Annotated in this window: 21 protein-coding genes and 1 other annotated feature; of the genes, 5 read left to right on the top strand and 16 right to left on the bottom strand. The window is 48.2% G+C overall.

Annotation, left to right across the window (positions count from 1 at the left end; genetic code table 11):
* Positions 1-16 precede the first annotated feature (16 nt).
* From DFP94_RS13110 to DFP94_RS13095, 4 genes are all read right to left on the bottom strand, one after another.
* Positions 17-1,657 carry a putative polysaccharide biosynthesis protein gene (locus DFP94_RS13110; RefSeq protein WP_114496922.1) on the bottom strand — a complete coding sequence of 547 codons (1,641 nt, stop codon included), beginning with the start codon at positions 1,655-1,657 and terminating at the stop codon, positions 17-19.
* Between the two features lie 21 nt (positions 1,658-1,678).
* On the bottom strand, positions 1,679-2,164 hold the full coding sequence (locus DFP94_RS13105) for a DUF456 domain-containing protein (RefSeq protein WP_114497121.1): 486 nt from the start codon (positions 2,162-2,164) through the stop codon (positions 1,679-1,681).
* A gap of 8 nt (positions 2,165-2,172) precedes the next feature.
* Positions 2,173-2,970, bottom strand: a complete 798-nt coding sequence (locus DFP94_RS13100) for a Cof-type HAD-IIB family hydrolase (RefSeq protein WP_114496921.1) — start codon at positions 2,968-2,970, stop codon at positions 2,173-2,175.
* A gap of 127 nt (positions 2,971-3,097) precedes the next feature.
* Positions 3,098-3,685, bottom strand: a complete 588-nt coding sequence (locus DFP94_RS13095) for a hypothetical protein (RefSeq protein WP_114496920.1) — start codon at positions 3,683-3,685, stop codon at positions 3,098-3,100.
* Between the two features lie 305 nt (positions 3,686-3,990).
* Here DFP94_RS13095 and DFP94_RS13090 point away from each other — a divergent pair, with 305 nt between their 5' ends.
* Positions 3,991-4,383, top strand: coding sequence for a hypothetical protein (locus DFP94_RS13090; protein ID WP_114496919.1), 393 nt, complete (start codon positions 3,991-3,993; stop codon positions 4,381-4,383).
* Positions 4,384-4,643: 260 nt separating this feature from the next.
* Here DFP94_RS13090 and DFP94_RS13085 read toward each other — a convergent pair whose 3' ends face one another.
* The 8 genes from DFP94_RS13085 to DFP94_RS13050 form a co-directional block, all read right to left on the bottom strand.
* A complete protein-coding gene (locus DFP94_RS13085) occupies positions 4,644-5,525 on the bottom strand; it encodes a metal ABC transporter permease (protein WP_114496918.1) in 882 nt (293 codons plus the stop codon).
* Positions 5,525-6,502, bottom strand: a complete 978-nt coding sequence (locus DFP94_RS13080) for a metal ABC transporter permease (protein ID WP_114496917.1) — start codon at positions 6,500-6,502, stop codon at positions 5,525-5,527. Before DFP94_RS13080 ends, DFP94_RS13085 begins: the two co-directional genes overlap by 1 nt.
* Positions 6,503-6,506: 4 nt before the next feature.
* On the bottom strand, positions 6,507-7,268 hold the full coding sequence (locus DFP94_RS13075; RefSeq protein WP_114496916.1) for a metal ABC transporter ATP-binding protein: 762 nt from the start codon (positions 7,266-7,268) through the stop codon (positions 6,507-6,509).
* Positions 7,269-7,310: 42 nt separating this feature from the next.
* The gene (locus DFP94_RS13070) at positions 7,311-8,300 is read right to left on the bottom strand and encodes a metal ABC transporter solute-binding protein, Zn/Mn family (RefSeq protein WP_114496915.1); all 990 of its coding nucleotides are present in this window, start codon (positions 8,298-8,300) and stop codon (positions 7,311-7,313) included.
* Between the two features lie 793 nt (positions 8,301-9,093).
* Positions 9,094-9,483: a hypothetical protein gene (locus DFP94_RS13065; RefSeq protein WP_114496914.1), complete on the bottom strand. Its 390-nt coding sequence runs from the start codon at positions 9,481-9,483 to the stop codon at positions 9,094-9,096.
* A gap of 1,179 nt (positions 9,484-10,662) precedes the next feature.
* Positions 10,663-12,705 carry a peptidoglycan D,D-transpeptidase FtsI family protein gene (locus tag DFP94_RS13060; protein WP_114496913.1) on the bottom strand — a complete coding sequence of 681 codons (2,043 nt, stop codon included), beginning with the start codon at positions 12,703-12,705 and terminating at the stop codon, positions 10,663-10,665.
* 189 nt (positions 12,706-12,894) lie between these two features.
* Complete coding sequence (locus DFP94_RS13055; protein ID WP_114496912.1) at positions 12,895-14,046, bottom strand: transglutaminase domain-containing protein; 1,152 nt, start codon at positions 14,044-14,046, stop codon at positions 12,895-12,897.
* A gap of 48 nt (positions 14,047-14,094) precedes the next feature.
* A complete protein-coding gene (locus DFP94_RS13050; RefSeq protein WP_114497120.1) occupies positions 14,095-14,547 on the bottom strand; it encodes a hypothetical protein in 453 nt (150 codons plus the stop codon).
* Positions 14,548-14,771: 224 nt separating this feature from the next.
* Here DFP94_RS13050 and DFP94_RS13045 point away from each other — a divergent pair, with 224 nt between their 5' ends.
* Both DFP94_RS13045 and DFP94_RS13040 read left to right on the top strand, forming a co-directional pair.
* Positions 14,772-15,932, top strand: a complete 1,161-nt coding sequence (locus DFP94_RS13045; protein WP_114496911.1) for an MFS transporter — start codon at positions 14,772-14,774, stop codon at positions 15,930-15,932.
* Between the two features lie 354 nt (positions 15,933-16,286).
* A complete protein-coding gene (locus DFP94_RS13040; RefSeq protein WP_114496910.1) occupies positions 16,287-16,634 on the top strand; it encodes a toprim domain-containing protein in 348 nt (115 codons plus the stop codon).
* Between the two features lie 14 nt (positions 16,635-16,648).
* Here DFP94_RS13040 and DFP94_RS13035 read toward each other — a convergent pair whose 3' ends face one another.
* The 3 genes from DFP94_RS13035 to trpS form a co-directional block, all read right to left on the bottom strand.
* The gene (locus tag DFP94_RS13035; protein ID WP_114496909.1) at positions 16,649-17,248 is read right to left on the bottom strand and encodes an SCO family protein; all 600 of its coding nucleotides are present in this window, start codon (positions 17,246-17,248) and stop codon (positions 16,649-16,651) included.
* A gap of 14 nt (positions 17,249-17,262) precedes the next feature.
* A complete protein-coding gene (gene cyoE / locus DFP94_RS13030; RefSeq protein ID WP_114496908.1) occupies positions 17,263-18,201 on the bottom strand; it encodes a heme o synthase in 939 nt (312 codons plus the stop codon).
* A gap of 264 nt (positions 18,202-18,465) precedes the next feature.
* The gene (trpS, locus tag DFP94_RS13025) at positions 18,466-19,449 is read right to left on the bottom strand and encodes a tryptophan--tRNA ligase (protein ID WP_114496907.1); all 984 of its coding nucleotides are present in this window, start codon (positions 19,447-19,449) and stop codon (positions 18,466-18,468) included.
* A gap of 78 nt (positions 19,450-19,527) precedes the next feature.
* Positions 19,528-19,791: a binding site (T-box leader), on the bottom strand.
* 139 nt (positions 19,792-19,930) lie between these two features.
* Here trpS and DFP94_RS13020 point away from each other — a divergent pair.
* Positions 19,931-20,908 carry an aldose 1-epimerase gene (locus DFP94_RS13020; RefSeq protein ID WP_114496906.1) on the top strand — a complete coding sequence of 326 codons (978 nt, stop codon included), beginning with the start codon at positions 19,931-19,933 and terminating at the stop codon, positions 20,906-20,908.
* A gap of 163 nt (positions 20,909-21,071) precedes the next feature.
* Entirely contained in the window at positions 21,072-21,308 is a 237-nt protein-coding gene (locus DFP94_RS13015) for an alpha/beta-type small acid-soluble spore protein (protein ID WP_114496905.1), read from the top strand.
* Between the two features lie 83 nt (positions 21,309-21,391).
* Here the strand turns inward: DFP94_RS13015 and DFP94_RS13010 are convergent, their stop codons facing one another.
* Complete coding sequence (locus tag DFP94_RS13010) at positions 21,392-21,817, bottom strand: O-methyltransferase (protein ID WP_114496904.1); 426 nt, start codon at positions 21,815-21,817, stop codon at positions 21,392-21,394.
* Positions 21,818-21,898 lie beyond the last annotated feature (81 nt).

The following is a 21,898-nucleotide window of genomic DNA, read 5'->3' as shown; positions in this document are numbered from 1 at the left end:
TGTGCTCATCCCAGGCTTACTTGGATGAACCGGCTTGACCGGAGCGCTGCAGCCGCATCAGCGGAGACAGCAATTTGCGCAACGGCGCCGGATAACCGGGCAGTTCATCCTTGCGCACCACGCGCAGCAGGACGAGCATAACCGGATATAGCGCCACCACGGCGAGACCGACGATGCAACAGGTCAAGAAAAAAGCCACCCGTGCCGGCATGATCGAAACCATTTGAATGCCTGCCTGGTTCAAACCGTAACCCGCGCCGCCGAGGACGACGACGGTCAGGAGAAACCCGACCCAACGGTTGCCCATGAGGGAAAACGGTACGATTTTTTTCATCGTCCACAAGTTTAAAAGCGTTATGACCAGGAAACAAAGGCCCGTTGCGGTAATGATTCCGTAAATTCCCCAGACCGGAGCCAACGCGTAACTTGCGACCAATTTGACTACAATCCCGACCATCACGTTCACCATGGATAAATAAGGCTTGCCCACTCCCAACAGAATGGAGTTGCTGGTCATCATCGTAATTTGGAAGATCGTCATAAACGTTAAAAATCCAACGATGCCGTAACCGTCCAGCGATTTGAACAAAAGGCCGTTTACCGAATAGGCGGTTGTTCCAAGCACAAGGACCAGCGGCAGGCCCGAAAGAATGGAAACCCGCATGGCCAGCGTTACCTGACTCCGCAAATGAGCTTCATCCTTCTTGACGAACGCCGCCGAGATAACAGGAATCAAAGAAGTACTGAGCGCTATCGCTAAAATCGGGGGAATACCCGCCACCATCTGGGCTCTGGAAGTCAAGAATGCCAGGGCTTGTTCGGCTGCCGCTTCACCGATGTGGTTGATGAGCAGCGTCTTGACGATAGAACCGTCAATAAAGTTGACTGCCGATACGGTAAGGGAAGTCAATACGATCGGAATCGACAATTTAAAAATATCCAGGTATATACGCTTGTACGGAATATCCGCTCCGGTTGTTCCGGATTCAAGAGGAGGCAATTTGCGCTCATCCTCTTTGCGCAGCTTCATAGCATAATAAACCATGACGCCGAATGCCCCGATGCTCCCGAACACGCTGCCGAAGGATGCGCCCGCAGCCAGCCATTTATCCGAATACCCCATACCGTACATAACAAATGCAAGGCCAATCGCTGTGATGACCCGTAAAATTTGCTCCATGATTTGCGAAATGCCGGAAGCCGTCATATTGCCGCGGCCCTGAAAATAACCTCTCATCATCGCAATGGTGGGGAACAAAAGCAAGGCAGGAGCAATCGCCCGTATAGCCGCCGAGGCTTCCGGAACCTTGGCGATATTCGTGGCATAATACGGAGCGATCAGATATAAAAACACCGTAATCAAAACCCCGGACACGGCGCCGAACATCAGCGCCGCTTTGTAGACCCGCCGGGCTTCTTCCGGTTTATTCAAGGCATACCGTTCCGATACCATTTTGCTTAGCGTGCTCGGAATGCCTGCCGAAGCTATGGTCAGCAGCATTAAATAAACATTGTTTGCCAAGCCGTATGAGGCATTTCCCGTGTCTCCGAATACGTGCTCCAGGGGAACCCGTTGGAACAAGCCCAGCAAACGAACCAGAAGCGCCGCCCCCGCCAGGATCAGCGTGCCTTTAATAAACGATTCTTTCTTCGACAAGAAAAATTCCTTCTTTCTTTTCTAGAACATGAGGATCCATATGATGAAAACAACGATCATGGCCAGTTGAAGCAAGATTTTTACAACGATGCTGCTGAACAGGCCGACGACGGAGCCGACCCCGACTTTGAAGGCTTTGGAAATCGTTTCTCCCTTGATCAATTCGCCGATCATGGCACCGAGCAAAGGCCCAAGTACAAGGCCAAAGGCAGGAATGACGAACGGTCCGATGATGATGCCGATCGTACTGAGCCAGACGGACAATTTGCTGCCGCCGAATTTTTTAACGCCCCAAGCGCCTACCAGGTAGTCCGCCACAAGCAGAACCACGACAATCAGCGTTTGAATGATCCAGAAAAACCAACCGAACGGTTCAAACGAGAAAAACCAGCCGTAGACGAAAAAAGCAAAATATACGGCGACGACTCCAGGTAAAACAGGGTAAACCGCCCCCGCCATACCGACCACAAACAGCAAGATGATTAAGATCCAACCGAGCGCAGCGATCACTTACCTCACTCCCCTGGCAAAATGTAATCACGGATGATCAGCGCAATGCCATCATCGTTGTTGGAGGCGGTCACCACATCCGCATTTTCCTTGACCGCAATTTGTGCATTTCCCATCGCAACGCCCAGTCCTGCGGCCTGGATTGCGGCAAGATCGTTCAGGCTATCGCCGATAGCTACCGTCTCGGACATATCTATACCCAACAATTTGCAGACAGTCCGGATTCCGCTCGCCTTGTTGATGCCCGCCGGGTTAATCTCGAGGTTGTAAGGCGATGAATTCGTAATCTCCAATCCGCCAAGATCCTGAAGCCGCATCATAATGCTATGGCGGATCTCGTCATCTTCGGTATGGTAACCGAACTTAAGCCATTGGTTGACTTCCAGCAGTCCGGGATCCCAATTGTTCTCGTTGTAGCTTCCTTCCACGGAATAAGCCCAGAACCAAACGCCGTGCTCCTGCGAGATGTCATACATGCGGGCAATGATTTCTTTATCGAACAGCTCCCGATGATAGAGCTCATGAGGCGACTTCCATATTTCGCTTCCGTTTACCGTGATCATCGGCGTTTCGAGCCCCAACTGCACTCCAAACGGCGCCGCCTCGTTATAGCCTCTTCCGGTCGACAAACAGACGTGTACTCCGGCTGCGGCGGCTTTACGAATCCACTTCTCCGTCTCCGGAGAAATTTGATGATTATCGTTCAGCAGCGTTCCGTCCATATCCAGCGCCAATAGTTTATACTTCAACAGAAGTCCTCCATTCTGTTCAGTCCGTTTTAAGCTTTTCGAATTCCACTTCATCCATTTTCCTTCGATAGCATAACGCCATTTTATCATAAACACTAGGACCCAACAAAGACAGTGATTTCATTTGCCTCGAAGCGGGAAAATAAATCTGCCCGCATGCAGGGGAGTTCCTTATGTGAAGCTAGGGTTGAGGAAAATACTTTGGAAAGTCTTTTTCGAGATTGATCGAAACGACTGTTCCGTCATCACCAAAATCAAATGTGTATTTGTATTCTCCGTCGTCATACATAATAAATCTCTTATCCTCACTTCTAATCTTTTTGCCTTCCATCGTTTCCTTTACCTGGTCCAAGCTGTACCCGCGATAATTTACGTTATTAATCAATATATCCGGGTAAACGATGGACGTATTAGGAAGATTCATGTCATAGCTCACCCTATAGATGCTGCATTCTTCAATCGGCTTCTGCTCTCTGGCTTCATTCAGCAAAGCAAGTCCGGCATACTGTTGTTCTTCTCCTTTAGTAAAATAGTACAAATCCGGGCTAAACGTCATCCCTTCCAAACTGTCTCCTTTGAATCCATACTCCGAATCAACTTGAGTAAATCCTGCACCGTTCAGCTCCGACAATTTCGATTTCCCCAAGGTTATCTCCGTGCCGTCGAATGTGATGACCGGCACTTCCGTTGCTTCCGTTGCCAGTTTGCCACACCCGGTTAGCGCGAGAATCAGCAGCATAATAGACGGTATGCACCATTTCTTTTTCATTGTCTCTCTCCTTTTAAAATGGATATAAACTATTGTCTCTATTTAAGTTGAACTAAGCACATTGATTTATCGGTCAAATTCGGGATAGATTTAATGAATGCAGTATCTTCAAGAAGATGGGTTCAAGGAACTTTCTCCTGATATAGAGGAAGAGATGAGGAATTTGTTTTTTGAATCCGTTGCTGTGTATAAACCCGGTGAATAATCATACTTCGAAAGTACGCCTGCCAGAGCCTCCCCCTGCATCCCGATGACGATTGTGTTAAACTATTAAAATTCATTAATTTTTTGGGGGAGTAACTAGTATGTCACAAAACAAGGATACGCACATCCTGACTTTCATTATTTTTATTTCTATGTTTGTTATTTTTTCTGGCTGCGGGCTTGGAAATACTACCGACGGTCTTTTAGGACACTGGAAAGCAACAGACACACAACAGGACATTAGCTATGATATCTATATTACAAAAGACTCCTTCACTCAAGTCTTTAATGGAGTGGAAACAATATTTAGTTATAAGATCGTAAACAACGAGAAAGAAGATTTAAGGATGGAATTGAACAACTCGGACGGAAATATCTCTTATTTGGATTTGGCTTTTAAAAATAATGATCGAACCGTCATCGAGGCCAGTGTCTCAAAGAGGGTAAATTTAGTGAGGAGCTTAAAGAGGCCATTGCCAACATGGAATCATTAGGTATGGATACAACATCCCAGACTAAGTGGAATTATATTGACGATAAACAGAAGCCATAAAGCAATTGTTTCATTACCGCTGGAAAGCGGAACTATTTTTTACATGTCCGTAAGTCTTAGAAACTCCACGCAAAAAAGCCCCCGCCTTTGCGGCAGGAGCTACATGAAGTCATCTATGGCTCCCAATAACATCCGAACCAATGCTGAACCCGAAGCAGGTGGCTCCGATACCTTTGTAGATACCTTTACCAGTATAGCTACTTAGGCCGATGCCGCCTTCAAGCTCCGGCGTTTTTGATATCGGGCCACAAGGCCATGGAGCGGTGAAAATACGAAGGCCAGGATGAACAGGATACCGGCAACAGTGATCATGGATCCCGCGATGGAGGCATCCAGCCATTTTGCCGCATAATACCCGCCGGCTGAACTGGCGGCACCGACCAAGACGCTGTAGATCAGCATGACGCTAAGCCGGTCGGTCAACAGATAAGCGGTTGAAGCCGGAACGATGAGCATACCGACCACCAGAATCGCTCCGACGCTTTCGAAGGAAGCAACCGTGGACAGCGAAACCAGCCCCATGAGCAGGTAGTGGAACAGTGCTACCGGAATTCCGAGGGCCGCAGCCAATGCGGGATCGAAGGCGCACAGCTTGAACTGCTTGTAGAACAGGCCGATCACGACCAGCACGATTAACAACGTGCCGCCCAGCATCCAGACGGCCGCCGGTCCAAGATCGTACCCGTTCACGATGAGGGTATCCCATTGAACATAGGCAATTTCACCAAACAGTACGCAATCCAGATCGAGGTCGATATGAGCGGCATTCCGACTGATCAGGATCACGCCCACGGCAAACAAAGCCGTAAATACAATCCCGATGGAAGCGTCGGACTGCAGACCTCCTTGCTGTAGCGTCTGAATCAGAAATACCGTTATCAAGCCCAATACGGCGGCACCCACCAGCATTAAGAAGGAATCTCGCGTTCCGCTGATCAGGAAGGCGATCGCGATCCCCGGCAAAACGGAATGACTAATCGCATCGCCAACCATCGCCATTTTACGGAGTACGAGAAAGCAGCCCAGCACCCCGCAGGATGCGGCAACCAGCGTGCCGGTTAGAATGATCCAAAAATCAGCCATTACTCCGCACTCCTTTCCGCCGCATGACTTCTTTTTGAGATGACCGCCATATCGACAGCGGCCATACCCGCTACGTCATACCCTCGCTTCATTTCGTTGCGCTGACGCAAACGCCGTAGCAACTTGGCGAGCATTCCTCTATTCGGAGCAAAAATGACGGAGACCAAAAATAACGAAGTTGCTGCCAATACCGTAACCGGTCCCGTCGGCAAGTTCGATAGCGTTCCGCTGATCAGCGTGCCGGTAACGCCCGAAAGGGCGCCGAACACGCCAGCCAGTACGATCATGACGCTCAAAGCGTCGGTCCAGTAACGCGCCGCTACCGCCGGCGTAATCAGCAATGCGGCTACGAGCACTACGCCGACCGCCTGAATCCCGACGACGACCGCAATCACGGTCATCAAGAGCAGCAGCTGTTCCAGCAGCCCGACTTTAAGTCCCATACCCCGGGCGAATCCCGGATCGAAGCTGACCAGTTTAAACTCTTTGAACAATAACGTACATACAGCGACCAGGATCAAAGACACGATGCCGACCAAATAAACGTCGGAGAGCATCATGGAAGCAGCCTGCCCGAACATGTACTTATCCAGTCCGCTTTGATTGCCGTTTCCGCTATGCTGAATTTTGGTCATCATGACGACGCCAACGCCGAAAAAGACCGATAAGATGATGCCGAGCGCAGCATCCTGCTTAATGCGGGAATAGCGGGTTATGGCATGAATTCCGAAGGTGGCGAGCATCCCGGAAAGAATCGCTCCAATCATGAAAAGGCCGATCGATTTGACTCCGCTGAGCATAAACGCGATACATATGCCAGGCAGCGCTGCGTGAGCCAACGCATCACCGAGCAGGCTCTGCTTGCGCAAAAAGGTGAACGAGCCGATCACTCCGCTCCCCAGCCCGAGCAGCAATGAACCCATCAGAATCCACTGCATGTTGGGATCGCTCAGCCAATTAAAAAATGTTGATAGCATAAGCCTACACCTTCCCTGCTGGTACGGCGGCGAAATCCTGGAGCATGGCGATCCGCCCGCCATAAGTTTGCTGAAGATGTTCCGCCGTAAATATCTCGCTTGTCGGTCCCGCTGCGATCAGTTCGCCGTTCAGAAGCAGAACATGGTCAAAATACTCCTGTACTGTGGACAAGTCGTGATGTACAACCAGAACAGTCTTTCCCTGTTCTTTCAGTTCGTGCAGCAATTGGATGATCGCTTTTTCCGTTGTGGCATCGACGCCGGCGAACGGTTCATCCATGAAGTACAATCGGGCGTTTTGAGCCAGTGCTCTGGCTAAAAATACACGCTGCTGCTGACCGCCCGATAATTGGCTGATTTGCCGTCCGGCGTAATCCGCCATCCCGACTTTGCCCAGACACTCCATCGCAATTTCCCGCTCTTTGGACCCTGGGCGGCGGAACCAACCCAGATGGCCGTAACGTCCCATCATCACGACGTCCAGCGCGTTCGTCGGAAAATCCCAGTCGACCGATTCCCGCTGCGGCACATATCCGACGACTTTCCGTTGCTCCTGATAGGGACGACCGAATATTTTCACTTCACCTTCAACCTTTGGTATAAGACCGAGTACCGCCTTAAGCAGCGTGGATTTCCCCGCTCCGTTGGGGCCCAGCACACCGATCAGCTTTCCTGACGGGATTTGAAACGAAACCGAGTTTAGTACCGGTTTTTTCTGATATGCCACTGTTAAATGATTGACTTCGAGAGGATTGGCAGTAGTCATCTCAGTTCCTCCTTTTCCTGGGCTAGCCTACACCCTTACAGTTTATTTCAATGCTTCGGTAATGGTGTTCACATTGTGACGCACCATGTTGATATATGTGTCTGCATCCGATCCCGGTTCGCCCATGGAGTCGGAGTACAATTCGCCGCCAATTTTGACGTCATGGCTCAGTTCTTTCGCTCCGGCAATGACCGCTTCCATCGACTTGGTAGGTATGCTGGATTCTACGAATACCGCTTTGATTTTATTTTCCACCAGAAAATCGCGCAACTTGCTGACATCCTTCGAGCCGTATTCCGATGCCGTACTGATCCCCTGTAGCCCCATTACCTTGATGCCATAAGCGTCTCCGAAGTAACCGAAAGCATCATGCGCCGTGACGAGCACGCGTCCTTCTTCTGGAATTTCGGCGATACGTTCCCGAACCTCCGCGTCCAGTTTATTGAGCTCCGCAATGTAGGCTTCCGCGTTCTTCCCGTACTCGGCGGCATGAGCCGGATCATATTCGGATAGCGTATCCCGAATCGTTTCGGCCGCGGAGACCCAATGCTTCACATTAAACCAGATGTGCGGATCATACTGGGAACCCCCGGCATCTTCACCGGACCGCAGTAAGGATGGATCAATGTCTCTGGAAACGGCGACGGTCGGCTTCCGCTTCTCCAACTTCTCGAAAATCTCCGTCATCTTTCCTTCCAAATGCAGACCGCCGTAAAAAATCATGTCCGCATCGTCCAGTTTCTGAATATCGCCTTGAGAAGCCTTATACAAATGCGGGTCCACGCCCGGCCCCATCAAACCTTTTACTTCGACTTCGCCGCCGCCGATTTCCTGAACAACATCCGTAATCATCCCGATCGTCGTAACGATTTGAATCTTCCCGCCATCCTCCGCGCGCCGCTGCTGATCTGGCTCTCCCTCCACTTTGGCACATGCGGCAATCACGATTAGCGCCAATACGCTTAACGTCATTTTCGCCCTTTGTAACGGGCTTTTCTTCACCTTGATCTCAGTTGCCTCTATCTTTTTCATCTGGTTATCTCCTCCCACAAATTCAGTTCTCTATCGAATCCAAAATTTCAGTATTGAGCTGTAATTTACGTGTTTGGCTACAATTTCAGTATTCGACCTCGAATGTTGTACAAGTAAACACTTGTTTCCCTTGGCATTAAGTTTTAGTCTAATATAAAAATGTTTCGTTAGTGCAAATTTTAAGGCATAAACATACAAAAAAGCAAGAGGAATTTTTGTGTGTGTCGAAAATTTTCAACAACTATTCTATTCCTTTATTCTTATTTCAATGTCCAAATCCCTTGGCCAAATATACTTTTGTCGTTGTACTTACTATGCTCCATTCTCACGGGCTACCTCCAGCAATATGGATCCTCTTGTACTTTGTATAAATAGGTATAACACACAGTGTTTCACAGTCTATATCTATAAATAAATTCTTTACAACCTCAATTGAGTCAAACGGGCGTTAAAGCTCTTACCATCGATTCGCATTGCTTCACTATTCAATCTAAGAAAAAGGTTTAGTTAAAACGCGACCGCTTTGTAAATCCAAAAAGATTAAAAATCTACGCTACCTCACTAAGCATTGTTACTAAAATGAGTGCTATTCGTCGCTCTTTTATGTATTTTTTCTGTCCTATTGATTAATCAAACTAAAATTTACACAGTCTTACCCTGTTCTTTAAAATAACTAGAATTTAGCTATACGAAAAAATCTGTGGAATAAAAAAAGATCACTTTAGCAATATTGCCTCAGTGATCTTTTTATTAAAAAAGGGGGTATTGTTTAAAAAGATTAGTTAAGTTAAAATTACCTTTCTTTAATAGAAGCTGTAACAGATGCATCTGAAGCAGCAAAAATGCTTACGTCAGCCTGCAGAATATAGGTTGCGTTTTTATCAAGCCATACATCGGTAGACTGGGATTTACTGGACGGATCCACATTAAAGGAGGCAATTTCCTCACCGGTGCTCGCGCTGGTTTTCTTTATCAATACACCATCCCCGCCATAACCATCTCCAACACTTCCTGAATACGTAACTGTGAATTTCATGTATTTCCCTGAACCCGTTATTGTTATTGACTTAGCTGCATTATCTTTACGAGTTGATGTCACACTACCAGTTGTTGCTGCAAAAACACTTGTGGCAAAGGAAAACAGAAATACAAGGGACAACATAGCAAGTGATAATTTCTTCATTCTTAAAACCTCCTAAATTTGTTATTATTTCACTTTTATTATACCTCTTTATTCCATATTTTCAATATATTATTCCAAAAATAGATCGATAGTATTAGCGAGTTAATGAGTCTAAAGTACTGGTTTCCCAGCCTTTGAAATCAGTTATAGGAGATGAATGCGTTACTCCATGCCGCTGTCAATCAATTTTATTCAAAGTTCAGGCGAGGACATTTACATCGCAATGACGTTCTTGATAATCTTGAACCTTTCGCTCGGCAGCTTAGAACCGCTATGTACACCGTGATGAAAACATTGAATTAAAACTAAAGCACCTCGGTAATCAAGCTAGTTAACAGTTTACTTATGTTAAATTAAAACCGGAGAACCATAGTTGGTTCTAGATAGCAGTTTTTCAAATTGCTCAACTATTCTCTGAATAAGATTTAATCGATTTTTCAAATATTAAATTCGCGAATTCTTTAACAATCTGCTATTGATTTATTTGTGTGAATCATACACCGTTTTATAAGTGTCTTAAAATTATTTGGAATTTTCAATATAATTGCAGCTTTGGTGAAAACTCTTCGGTTCCTTTAGCAAACAACGAATGTCTTTCAGAATGTTGTACATGTCTCCTAGGCTTCTAGCTGTTTCATACTCACCTCCCATAGAATTCATATATGATATACTCTGAAATGGCGTTCTCGGCTTATGTACAGAATACATGAGGGCTTATTGTCATATTCACCCGCTATGCTGCCCAGAGAATTCATCAGTATATCTTTTATCAACTGAATGACGCGTGCATCTCGCTGCAGTGGGTTAAAAGAAGCAGGATTTGATTTATACAGCGCCCAGGTTAAATTCGCCTATATCAACTGATCCAATCGCTGCAACCCTTTCTGTAGGGGCACTGTATTAAACATGAATACTCAGAAAATTAAGGTACCTCAATTCAGTCACGATCCGTCAAGTGTTAACTAGTTGAATGTTGCTCCATAATTTAATCAGATTAAAACTGCATCTATTTATTCTATTTACATATCCAATTCCCCCACTTAGAAAAGTTCTAGTTACTGTTAGGAAGGAAACGAGGATCTTCTAAGTTTTCCTCAATTGAAAATTACTATTAACAAATGAAAACACCTGTGAATACCGGTCATCTAGCATCCAGTACTAACAGGTGATTTAAATTTTCTACTCATTCACAATATGGTTTTGTGCTTTCTTCGGCACCCCATCGAGTCCATACTCTTGATCGTAAGCATCAAAGATTTTGCGGGCAACCGGCGCAGCACTCCATGCGCCAAAGCCACCTTCGGGAACGATGACCGCCACAGCAAGTTTCGGGTTCTCGCGAGGAGCAAAGGCTATAAATACACCGTTGTCTCTATTTTCACCTTTGGCATACTGCTCCGAGGTTCCTGTCTTTCGGGCAAAATCATACGGGAAACCCGCGAACGCAGAACTAACGTCAGTTTTCATCCCACTGATAACTTCCTTCCAATATGCCTCCTTAAACTTAACTTCATTAAGCACCGTAGGTTTAGATTCTTCAACGATATTGTTGTTCTCGTCCGTGATTTTGCTGACAAGATGCGGTTGCATCCGTTTACCGTGAGTTGCCAGCGTAGCTGTGTACTGAGCTAACTGCATCGTTGTGTAGCCTCCATTCTGACCAAAGGAAGCATATACTAACCGGGAAAGTGGTGTTTCGGACTTATCTTTGTAGCCTAAGGAGCCAAGAAATTCCCTCGGCAAATCTACGCCTGTAGATACTCCGAGACCAAACTCTTTCATATACTTATCCCATACATCAATGCCATCTGCACCATACTTGCTATATAGTTTTTCCCCAATCATCTCCACCATAAAGGTATTAGAAGAATGGAAAATAGCACCAGACGGATCAAGCGGTCCATACGCTCTACGCCCTGAGTTTCGGACGCTTGATGAATCATTTTTACCAAAATATGCGATACCTCGGTCTGTATAATAAGTATTCGTCGTAAACAAATTTTCGTTAAGCCCGATCAAGACGGACAAAGGTTTAACTGTGGAACCAAGCAATACGTTCGAACCAAAATCATGTCCCGATTGGCCCGAGCTATATGGCGTAATCGTTCCATTCTGGTAATTCTTATTAATTTTATTCCATTCTTCCGGATCAATCCCCCCACTTTGCCAAACGTTTGTATCATAATCAGGCATACTGGCCATTGCCACAACATTACCTGTATCGACTTCCATCGCTACAGCATAACCTGTTTTGGCATTAGGATGGGTTTTCCCCGAAACCGGATTTTTATGGACCCAATCAATTTGATCCAGAATTGCCTGCTCTGCGACCATTTGAATATTTTTGTTAATCGTTGTGTGTAGGTCATACCCTTTTACCGGCGGAGTCACCTCAGGGATGCCTGTCGCCATGTTCCGCGGATCTATCGGCACGCTTTTGAAACCGTTCTTACCGCGAAGTTCCTCTTGATAATAGAGCTCCAAGCCGTCGTATCCGACAAGTTCAGTTTCTGTGTATTGCAGAGAAGGGTCCGTGTCTTTTTGCTCCCGAATATTTTTATAATACTGGAGATCAGAAGCCTCGGTAGTCGACGCATTGGAGAACTTTTTCAAATATCCGACCGTCTGCACCGCCACGGTATCCTTATCATAATGCCGGATGCTCTCCTCGACGACTTCTATGCCGGGAAACTGATTCTTCCGTTCAAGGAAGTAAGCCACTTCCTCCTTCGTTAAATCAATCTTGATTCTGCGGGCACTAAAGCCGTTGTTCAGCCGGTAATCCAGATCCATCGCCTTGATGATCTCTTCCTTCGTCATCTTGGTGGCATTCGGATCCCCGTATTTATCGAATACTTCCTTCAGCTTGTCGGCCAGCGCCAACGCTTCCGGACGGTTCTCTTTCCCTCGGTCGGTGGTGGTGCTGTAATCCTTTTGCAACGTAATGTACAGGGACTGTACGGGCGTGGAGTAGGCCAGTTTCTCGCCTCCGGCGGCTATAATGGATCCCCGGATCGGCGATAAAGGCACTTCCTTCACCCTCATGGCCGTCTCCTGCTGCGACAGGCTTGGACCTTCCACGAATTGAAGAATCGCCAGCCGAACGATAATGACCGTGAAAATAGCGAAAGCACTGAAGAAAAACATATTCAGTCGAATATTAAAATGACGCTGCATCGCGGCTTCTTGTTCCCGTGGATCGTCCGTATACACACTCTTCATTTCCGATTCCCCTTAATCCATTTGATTCATCCCTTATATATTAACATAACGGAAATAGGCATGGCGAAGTTACAGCGTTTCCCAGTTATTTTATTTCGGGAGATAAATACCGCATAAACCGGAAAAAACCCCGGCTATTTCTCAAAGGGTTCAAGAAAATAGCCGGAGTTTTTCCCATACCACGAAACGCTAAACAATCTTATCGGGAATATGCGTCTCGCTGAATGCCGGCGGATTGAACCAATCGCCGCTGCCGGCCCAGGTAGAATCCAGCGGTACCCATTTCTCCTTCTCCGATAAATACACTTCGTTCCAGGCATGCGGCCCGTATCCTCCCCGTCCGTCATAGCCGAGTCCGGTGACTACTTTCACCTGCAACCCCTGCGAACGGGCCATGACAGCGTACAAACGGGAATAATCGATACATACGCCCCGTTTGGTATCGAACGTCATTTGCGGCGTCTGCTCGCGCCAATTCCCGTTCTTCTCGTAGTCTTCGACCTTGTCGTAATCATAGGTCACCCTCGATCCGACCCAATCGTATAGGAGGCGGGCCTTATCTTCATCATTCTTGGCGTCGTCGGTGATCTTGGCCGCAGCTTGTCCGATATCCTGCGGGATGTCGGCATCGATTACCTCGTACCTCCGCTGCAGAATTCCGTTAAGCTCCTCTTCCACCCCGCGGGTAAACACCGGAAGCTTCTCCTTGATCAAGTTGCCTGACAGCGGTTCAATTACGGTTCGCGCTCCTTGCTGATACACAGGAGAGGCTTCGACATACCGGCTGAAGCCGCTGTCGGGAAATAGCGTCACCGTGATAAACAATACGGCGATGACCAGCAAGCACCGGGCCGCACCGATTACACCGCCGATAGCCGCCCCCGTCAACCGGCTCAGCAAAGTAGCAGGCCGCTCTCCGCCAAAGACAAGCCGCCCCAGCCAGGAACTCCCGCCGAACGCAAACGCCGAAACAAGTCCAAGCAACGTGCGGATCAGCCAGTAACTGAGCATGAATAGCACTGCAAAACGCATCAGCGGAAAATCGCGGACCGCCGTCAGCAGCGTATAATAAATCTGTTCCCATTTGGACAAGTCCCGCTCAGGTAGCATTACTCCATTCAGCCATCCCTGCACAAGCGGGGATAACCATAAGGTAAGCGGAATGGATGCCAGCATACCGAACACCGCCAGCACGCCTCCGCTCAGCAGGGACACCAGCCTGCCGGCGCTGCGGGAAGCGCCCCTCAGCAAGCCTTGCAGCATCGAGAACAGCAGGATGATCAACAACAAGGCGGATACCAGATTAAAATCACCCAAGCTTTGCAACCAACTCTCCGTCATCGTCAGCCTCCATTCTGGATGTCCTGTACCTTCCTTATCAAGCAGGCATTATTGAGAATTTCGTTTGGCCTCCTGAATAAACACTTCCAGCGCATTGCTTATTTTCCATTCTCCGAGCGAGACGCCATGAAACATCACTTTTACTTTATCCGCACCTTCCGACCCGGTAACTTCCAGATTCGGTGTTGTGATCGAAAACGTACCGTCCGGATTCCGCGTCATTTTGGCTTCAGCCGCTTCTTTTTTCATCATATTCAAAGCTTCCGTCTTGCTGATCTCGGCAACCTTATCGATTCCCTGCTCCTTTACGGTCGACACGGCATCTCCGATATCCTTCAGCGAAACGCCGCTGTAAATGATCACGCAAGCGGCGATCACCAGGACAAGCGCCCATTTAATGACGGTTTTAACAAAATTCAGCACCAGGAACAGCACAACCAGCGCGACCACGATGACCAGCCAGTTTTGCTTCAAAAACTCAGTCCACACCTGCAAATCCAAATCCAACATGACCCACGCTCCCAAATCCGTAATTATCACATCCATCATGCAAACACATTATGCCTTATACATTATACATGATGGCCCAGTCCAGTGTCAGCTTAACCCCGTTTTTCCGTTAAAACCAGGAATTGGAGGCTTTTCAATGACTCCGATCCGGTAATAAGTTCGTCCCTTGAAACGTACAAGTAGAGAATAAGTACTTTCAGGGGAGGCACAAGGTAATGAAAATGGCATTCTGGCTTTATTTCTTTATGTTTCTCGCTTTCTTCGATCTGCACGCCCAATATCCCATCCTTACGCCGTTTGCGCTATCTCTCGGCGCTGCACCTACCTTTATCGGCTGGATGATGGGGATCTATGCGCTGACCCACCTGCCCGGAAATCTAATGGCAGGGCAGGGGGTGGACCGGCACGGGAGCAAGGGCTACATGATTTTCAGCCTGATCGGAGCAGGCTGCATTCTGCTGCTGCAAGCACATGTCACCGAACCTTGGCAGCTCCTCGTGCTCCGCTCGATCAGCGGCTTCGTGCTTGCCTTTTTGTCGCCGGCTTGCCTGGCGATGCTCGCTTCCCTGACTAAAAATCCGGTTCAGCAAGGCAAACTGATGGCCGGCCATGGAGTCATGCACACGCTTGCTTCCGTAGTTTCGCCTGCTGCGGGCGCATTTTTAGTGGCTCAGACCGGTTTTTCGCTTACGTTCCAGTCGCTTGGCTGGCTCCTGATCGTGACAGGCCTGATCGCCGTCTTCACTATCCACGAGCCCAAGAAGGAAAAAGCTTTGATCCCGGCCGGCACACCGCACGTCCCTGTCAAAATCAACATAATTCCGTTACGTTACTACTTACTTCCGCTAGCCGTATCCTGTTCCCAAGGGATCCTCTTCTTCGAATTGCCGCTCCAGGCTGGCGGCACGTCGGGAATCATGCATACCGGGTTATACTTCTCGATCATCAGCATCGGGGCACTAGCGACGCTATCGATGCTCTTTTTAAGCCGGTATTCACCTTATCATCGTGCGGTGCTGGGCATTTTCGGCATCGCCATTTCCTTCTTTGCTTTAGCGGCTCTGGAATTCATCCCGCTGCCGGTATCGCTCTTTGCGCTCGGGATGGCCAAAGGCGTCACTTTTCCTGCTATTGCTTCCATGTTTATCGACCTCAGCGGCGGTAAGCGGCTCGGTACCGTATTTTCCCTGCAATCCATTGCGATGTCCATCGGCTCGTTCATCGGACCTATTGCCGCAGGAATGCTGCATGAAAATAATTATTCGCCGTACTTTCTCGCCTTTCTCCTGTTAATGGTCGTTCTGCTGTTTACTCCGCTAGGGAAACATCATGCCCCCCCTGCACCTCCGGCTACCATCGGTACGAACGGTCTGTGAGTTAAGCACCCTGCACTATTTACCCTCTTTAGGCTGTCGCACAGGGCAGAGGCGGGCGTCCCACATAGTATATGGTGTAATAACCGATCGAATCGAAAGTGGGGTGAACCTATGGGTAACGTTGATCATTGCGGACCAGGACCAGGGCCGGTAGTTGCTGGCGTCTGGACTTCAACGGGAGCGATCCTCGTATTGTACATTTTGCTTGTCATCATTCTCCGCTCTCCCTTCTTTTATTGCTAAATCCCAGCATTTACGGTCTGCCCAAAGGCAGGCCGTTTTGCTTTTTCCGAGACAAGTACTGTTTTGCATGAAGGGTCGTAGCGAGTATACACTAATAGCGAGGTGATTACGTTGTCCATCAGCATCATCGTTGAAGGCAAAAACGACCGCAGCAAACTTCGAAGGCTGTTGAACGAAGAGGTCCAGATTCATTGTACCTTCGGAACGCTGAATTCCCTGAAGCTGGAGGCCTTGCGGAAACGGGTAAAAGAGGACGAGCTCTACCTATTCATGGATAATGACCCTTCCGGCAAAAAAATCCGCGGCATACTTAGAGACGCTTTCCCCGATGCCGAACAAATCTACACGCGCCGGGGATACGCTGGGGTAGAAGGGACGCCTGACGAATATGTTATCGCGCAATTGGAAAAGGCCGGCCTGGAGGAATTTATCCTTTATCCCCCGGCCAGCCCCTATTGATCAACCTTATTTGCTTATTCCTTTGCCAGATCGGCCACACCCTGTGCGATTTGGGCGGCAGTGTCTTCCGGCCGGTATATCTCGCGCAGATTCCCTTCCCTGTCGACCAGGCCGATCAAATCCATATGAACAAAGTTTCCGTCCTGATCCTGATTGATCAGAATCTTAAACGAGTTCATCGCCAGATCCATCGTTTTTTGCTGATCGCCACGAAGGAAGTACCAACCCGAATAATCCGCCTTGAATTTATCCCCGAAAGCCTTGATTTGCTCCCGGGTATCCCGCTCCGGGTCAAAGGAGATCGAAATGATGGAGGCGTCTTTGCCGAACAGCCCTTTTTCCTTCAGTACATCCTGCACCTGGCTGAGCCGGAACGTGGTCACCGGGCATACATCCGGACAATTAGAGAAAAAGAAATAAAACAGCCTGACTTTCCCGTTCGTCTCCTCCAACGTCACGGTTTTGCCGTCCACATTTTCCATGCTGAAACTCTCCACCGGACGAATGACCGGCAGCTTCGGTTTAGCAAAGGAATCCCAGAGCAGATATCCCGCCAAGACGACGCAAATAGCCAGCAAAATCCAGGTCCACTTGTACTTTTTCAAAAGGGTCATGGTCTACTCCTCCATTACAACCACACGGTATCCAGAATCATTACAATCAATGCGATCGTCAAATAATTGACGGAGAACAGGAACACCTTTTTGGCCCACCCGTCATTATCCTTCGAGCGAATGCCCTTGAGCGCCATAAAGAGCCAGGCCACCGACAGAACTTCGCCAATAACGAGGAACCACATCCCCGTATAATTGTAAACATACATTAATACAGGAATCGGAATCAGCAGCACGAGATATGGAATCATTTGCAGCTTTGTTCTCGCAATCCCCTTAACTACAGGCAATAGCGGGAATCCGGCTGCACGGTACTCCTCTACCCGCCGAATGCCAAGTGCCCAGAAATGGGGAGGCTGCCACAGAAATAGCAAAGCGAAGATAAGCAGAGCACCCAGATCGAGTTTACCCGATGCGGCAACATAACCGATCAGCGGGGGCATAGCTCCCGAGATAGCACCTACGGATGTACTCCAGGTGGAAGTCCGTTTCAGCCAGAGCGTATAAACTACAACGTAAACGAACATACCGACAAGCCCAAATACACCCGCAAGCGGTCCGGAAAAAGCAAACAGCAAAATCGAGCCAGCTATACCCAAAATCACGGCAAACCAAAGCACGGTTTTGGGCGAAATCTTGCCTACCGGCAGTGCACGGTTTTTCGTACGAGCCATTTTGGTATCCAGATCCCGGTCAAAATAATTGTTGAACACGCAGGAAGACGCCATAATCAGAACGGTTGCAACCAACGTTAAAATAAGTTTTCCATATTGCAATTGCCAATGGGAAGCAACCCAAAATCCGGCAAAGGCAGCAATCAGATTAGACCGCAGAATCCCCGGTTTGGTCAACGCAACGAAATCTTTCCAGGTTGCCGTTTCCCCCGGTGGCGAAGGCCTTACGGACAGCGCCGCAGAATCCGCAGGTGCATGGTAACTGAATTGTTTATCCACTTGTGATTATGCCTCCTATATTTGAAATAGAGGTTCCATATATATAAATCCATAAAAATTTCGATGAATTCCTGCCCTCGCTATAAACTTTATCATATCAAAATGCGAAAGTGTTTGACAATCGTTTGATCATCGCCGGTTTATTATGACAATTCAGTGACATCGCATTAGGACATGCTTATTTTACAGTGCAATAAAATATAAAATCCGGGCAGAAAATCTGCCCGGATTATGGTGAGTTTTACTTGAGACCACACAACTCATTTATTCTGGCAAAAAACCCATCAATTGCTGCACATCCCGCAGCGTTTTCTCGGCCATTTCCGAAGCTCTCTCCGCACCCTGGCGCAGTATACTGCGTATCTCTCCGGATTCCCGGATATCACGATAGCGCTGCTGAATCGGTTCCAGCGCGCCGACAACGACTTCGGCCAGGTCTTTCTTGAACGGACCGTACATTTGCCCTTCGTACCGCTGTTCCACTTCTGCAACCGACATTCCCGAACACTGGCTATAGATCGTGATCAAATTGCTGACTTCCGGCTTGGTCGCCGGCTCAAACTTCACTTCCCTACCGGAGTCAGTCGTTGCACGGCTGATCTTCTTGCGAATCTCGTCCGGCGAATCAAGCAGGTAAATCGCACTGCCCGCATTCGGGTTGCTCTTGCTCATTTTTTTCGAAGCATCGTCCAGCGACATGATCCGGGCTCCGACCTTCGGAATATACGGTTCCGGGATCGTAAAATAATCGCCGAAACGATGGTTAAACCGGCCGGCCAAATCCCGGGTCAATTCCAGATGTTGTTTCTGGTCTTCCCCTACCGGTACTAGGTCGGCATTATAGATCAAAATATCGGCGGCCATCAATGCCGGATACACAAACAAGCCTGCGCCGACGGATTCCTTGCCGGCGGCCTTATCTTTAAACTGGGTCATCCGCTCCAGTTCCCCCATTGATGTCAGCGTCGTCAGCAGCCATCCAAGCTGGGCGTGCTGACGCACATGGGACTGCATATAGACGTTCGCTTTGTTTGGATCGATGCCTGCCGCAACGAATAAGGCCGCTACCGCTTCAGACTGTTCGCGCAAATCGGCGGGATCCTGCGGTACCGTAATCGCATGAAGATCTACCACCATAAAGTTGCAGGTATAATCATCCTGTAATGTAACGAAATTTTTCAAGGCACCAATATAATTACCTAGCGTAATTTTACCGCTGGGCTGGATGCCGGAAAGAACTCTCTTCATTTAAATCAGCCTCCGAGAAGAAAAATGTTATAGAAAGTAAGCTTGCGTCAAGATTGCACGCAAAAAGGCCTCACGTCCGCAAGGGACGTGAGACCGTGGTGCCACCCTTATTCGCCGGAGGAAAAAAACTAAGCGAATTCATCGCCATGAGGCCCTCCGGCCTTGATCTTCCGTAACGTGGAATCAGACGGCCGGCATACTATAGTAAGGGGATAAACCCATCACCTGTTCCGCTCGGCGCTCCAAGGTCCATTCGGCAAGGTATTTCCACCGGTTCGCATCAACCACCGGCTTTCTGCAGGAAATGGCGCTTTGCTTACTTCTCCCTATCATCGCATTACAAATATTCATCTATTTATATAAGTTCATCATATAGTTCTTAAAGCTGCCATGTCAAATCCATTTTTCGTCCCAGAGAAAAAGTGTTATTATAGTCTCAAGCTTAGGGATACGATTATTATGTGGGAAAAGGAGCAACGATATGAAAAAAGTGACCAAAGGGCAATGGAACGGTTACGATACGTATATCTTACATAGCCGCGAACTTGAAGTCACACTGCTACCCCGCCTTGGCAATAATGTCATTAGCATATGGGATCACGTCCGGCAACGCGATGTACTGCGCCGTCCGGAGGAAGGGGATCTTGATTTCTACCTGCAGAAGCCTTATCATTTCGGAATTCCGCTGTTAATTCCCCCGGGCCGGATCCGCAGAGGACATTTTTCGTATGCCGGTCAAGAGTACCAGTTCGACCGCAACACGGCGAATGACAATCACATCCATGGACTACACAGAACACAGGCATGGTGCGTCAGCGATATCGACGAGGATGAAGACGGCTGTGCGATTACGACGGAATTTACAACGAGCGATGACCCGAACTGGATGCGCCAATTCCCGGTTCCGCTAAAAATGGAAATGACGCTCCGCTTACAGGGGGCATCCTTGAAACAAACTTTTAAGATAAGTCATCTGGGCGACCGGCCCGCTCCTTTCGGTTTGGGGCTTCATACCTGGTTCCTGCTGGATGGTGAGCCCGATCAATGGAGTCTGAAACTCCCGGTTTCCGGAATCTATTTATCCGATGAGGAAATTATCACCACCGGAGAAACCGCTCCGCTCGGTGAACTTGAAGCTTTGAACGAGGGCTTGAGTTTGCAAGGCACGAATTTTGATACAATGCTGAAAATAGGCAATCATCCCGTGCAGGCCGAGCTGATTCGCAGCGATGGCTATGGACTGCATTATTCGGCCGATCCGGCCTTCTTCAAACATTGGGTTTTATATACCAAAGGAGAAGCGAATCAATTTCTCTGTATCGAACCTTATACGTGGTTGCCGGACGCCCCCAATTCGGGTCTTCCGGATGAAGAGACCGGACTGATTGATCTTCAGCCGGGCCAAAGTCTGGAACTGAACGTAAATCTGGATATGATCTATCCGACTGAACAATTATAGCCGGTATATATCCTGAGCCGCCTTCCGAACAGGGAGGTGGCTTTTTGTTTGTTCATCATAAGAGAAATGCAATAATTACCACTGCTATAGTTTGACGATAAGCCGAATATTTTGTCCTCCAAAAACCATACTAACATCACAAAGGCCAAAGGAGGTGACAAACATGGCAGGTCAAAACCAAGGCCGCGGTAGCCGCTCCAATAACCTGATCGTTCCTCAAGCAACTGCTGCATTGCAACAGTTGAAATTTGAAGCAGCGCAAGAATTGGGCGTGCAAATTCCGCAAGACGGTTACTACGGGAACTACACTTCCCGCGAAACCGGCTCCCTCGGGGGTTATATCACAAAACGTCTGGTACAATTGGCAGAGCAGCAATTGTCGGGTCGTTCGAACCTGTAATCGGTTTTCCCCCTATTTAAAAAGTAGGGAGACAGGCGGTCTGCATTAGCAGGTCGCCTGTCTTTTACATGATAAGTTCAAAATCAGGAGGATACGTCTGCATTATAATCCTGGTATGTATTGACGTGATTTTTGCGCGGATAGCGCTGAATCATTAAATTTGCCATATTGTAATTGGATTCCAACATGGCGTCGACAACAATGATGTCCTGCCTCAGTGCAAAATCGTAGCTGATTTCCCCATGGGTCCAGTAACGTTTATATTTTAATGCTTCGATCGCCATCGTCCGAAAAGAATGCAATTGCGTTGCCGATAATCCCTTTTCCTCTTCGGACATGACGCCGTTCCGGCCGGCAATCGGGTTGTGACGGATCCCGAATTTGCCGATCACATTGTTGCGGATTTGGATGAATACGGTCCCCGAAGTCATTCCGCCAAGCTCAGTTTCCAATTCCTTAAATACTATGTCCACTTGTCTAGCGAGTGAAAGCTGATCGGTATTCAGCATATTCACCCTCCCTTCCCATATAGTCCCTATTAGCTAGGGCTTACGTCTCATTATATGTCATTGTTATATATCGATCAACAA

Source organism: Fontibacillus phaseoli (genome assembly GCF_003337355.1).
In the GTDB taxonomy this organism is placed as follows: Bacteria; Bacillota; Bacilli; order Paenibacillales; family Paenibacillaceae; genus Fontibacillus; species Fontibacillus phaseoli.
This window is presented reverse-complemented; position numbering and strand designations above follow the sequence as displayed.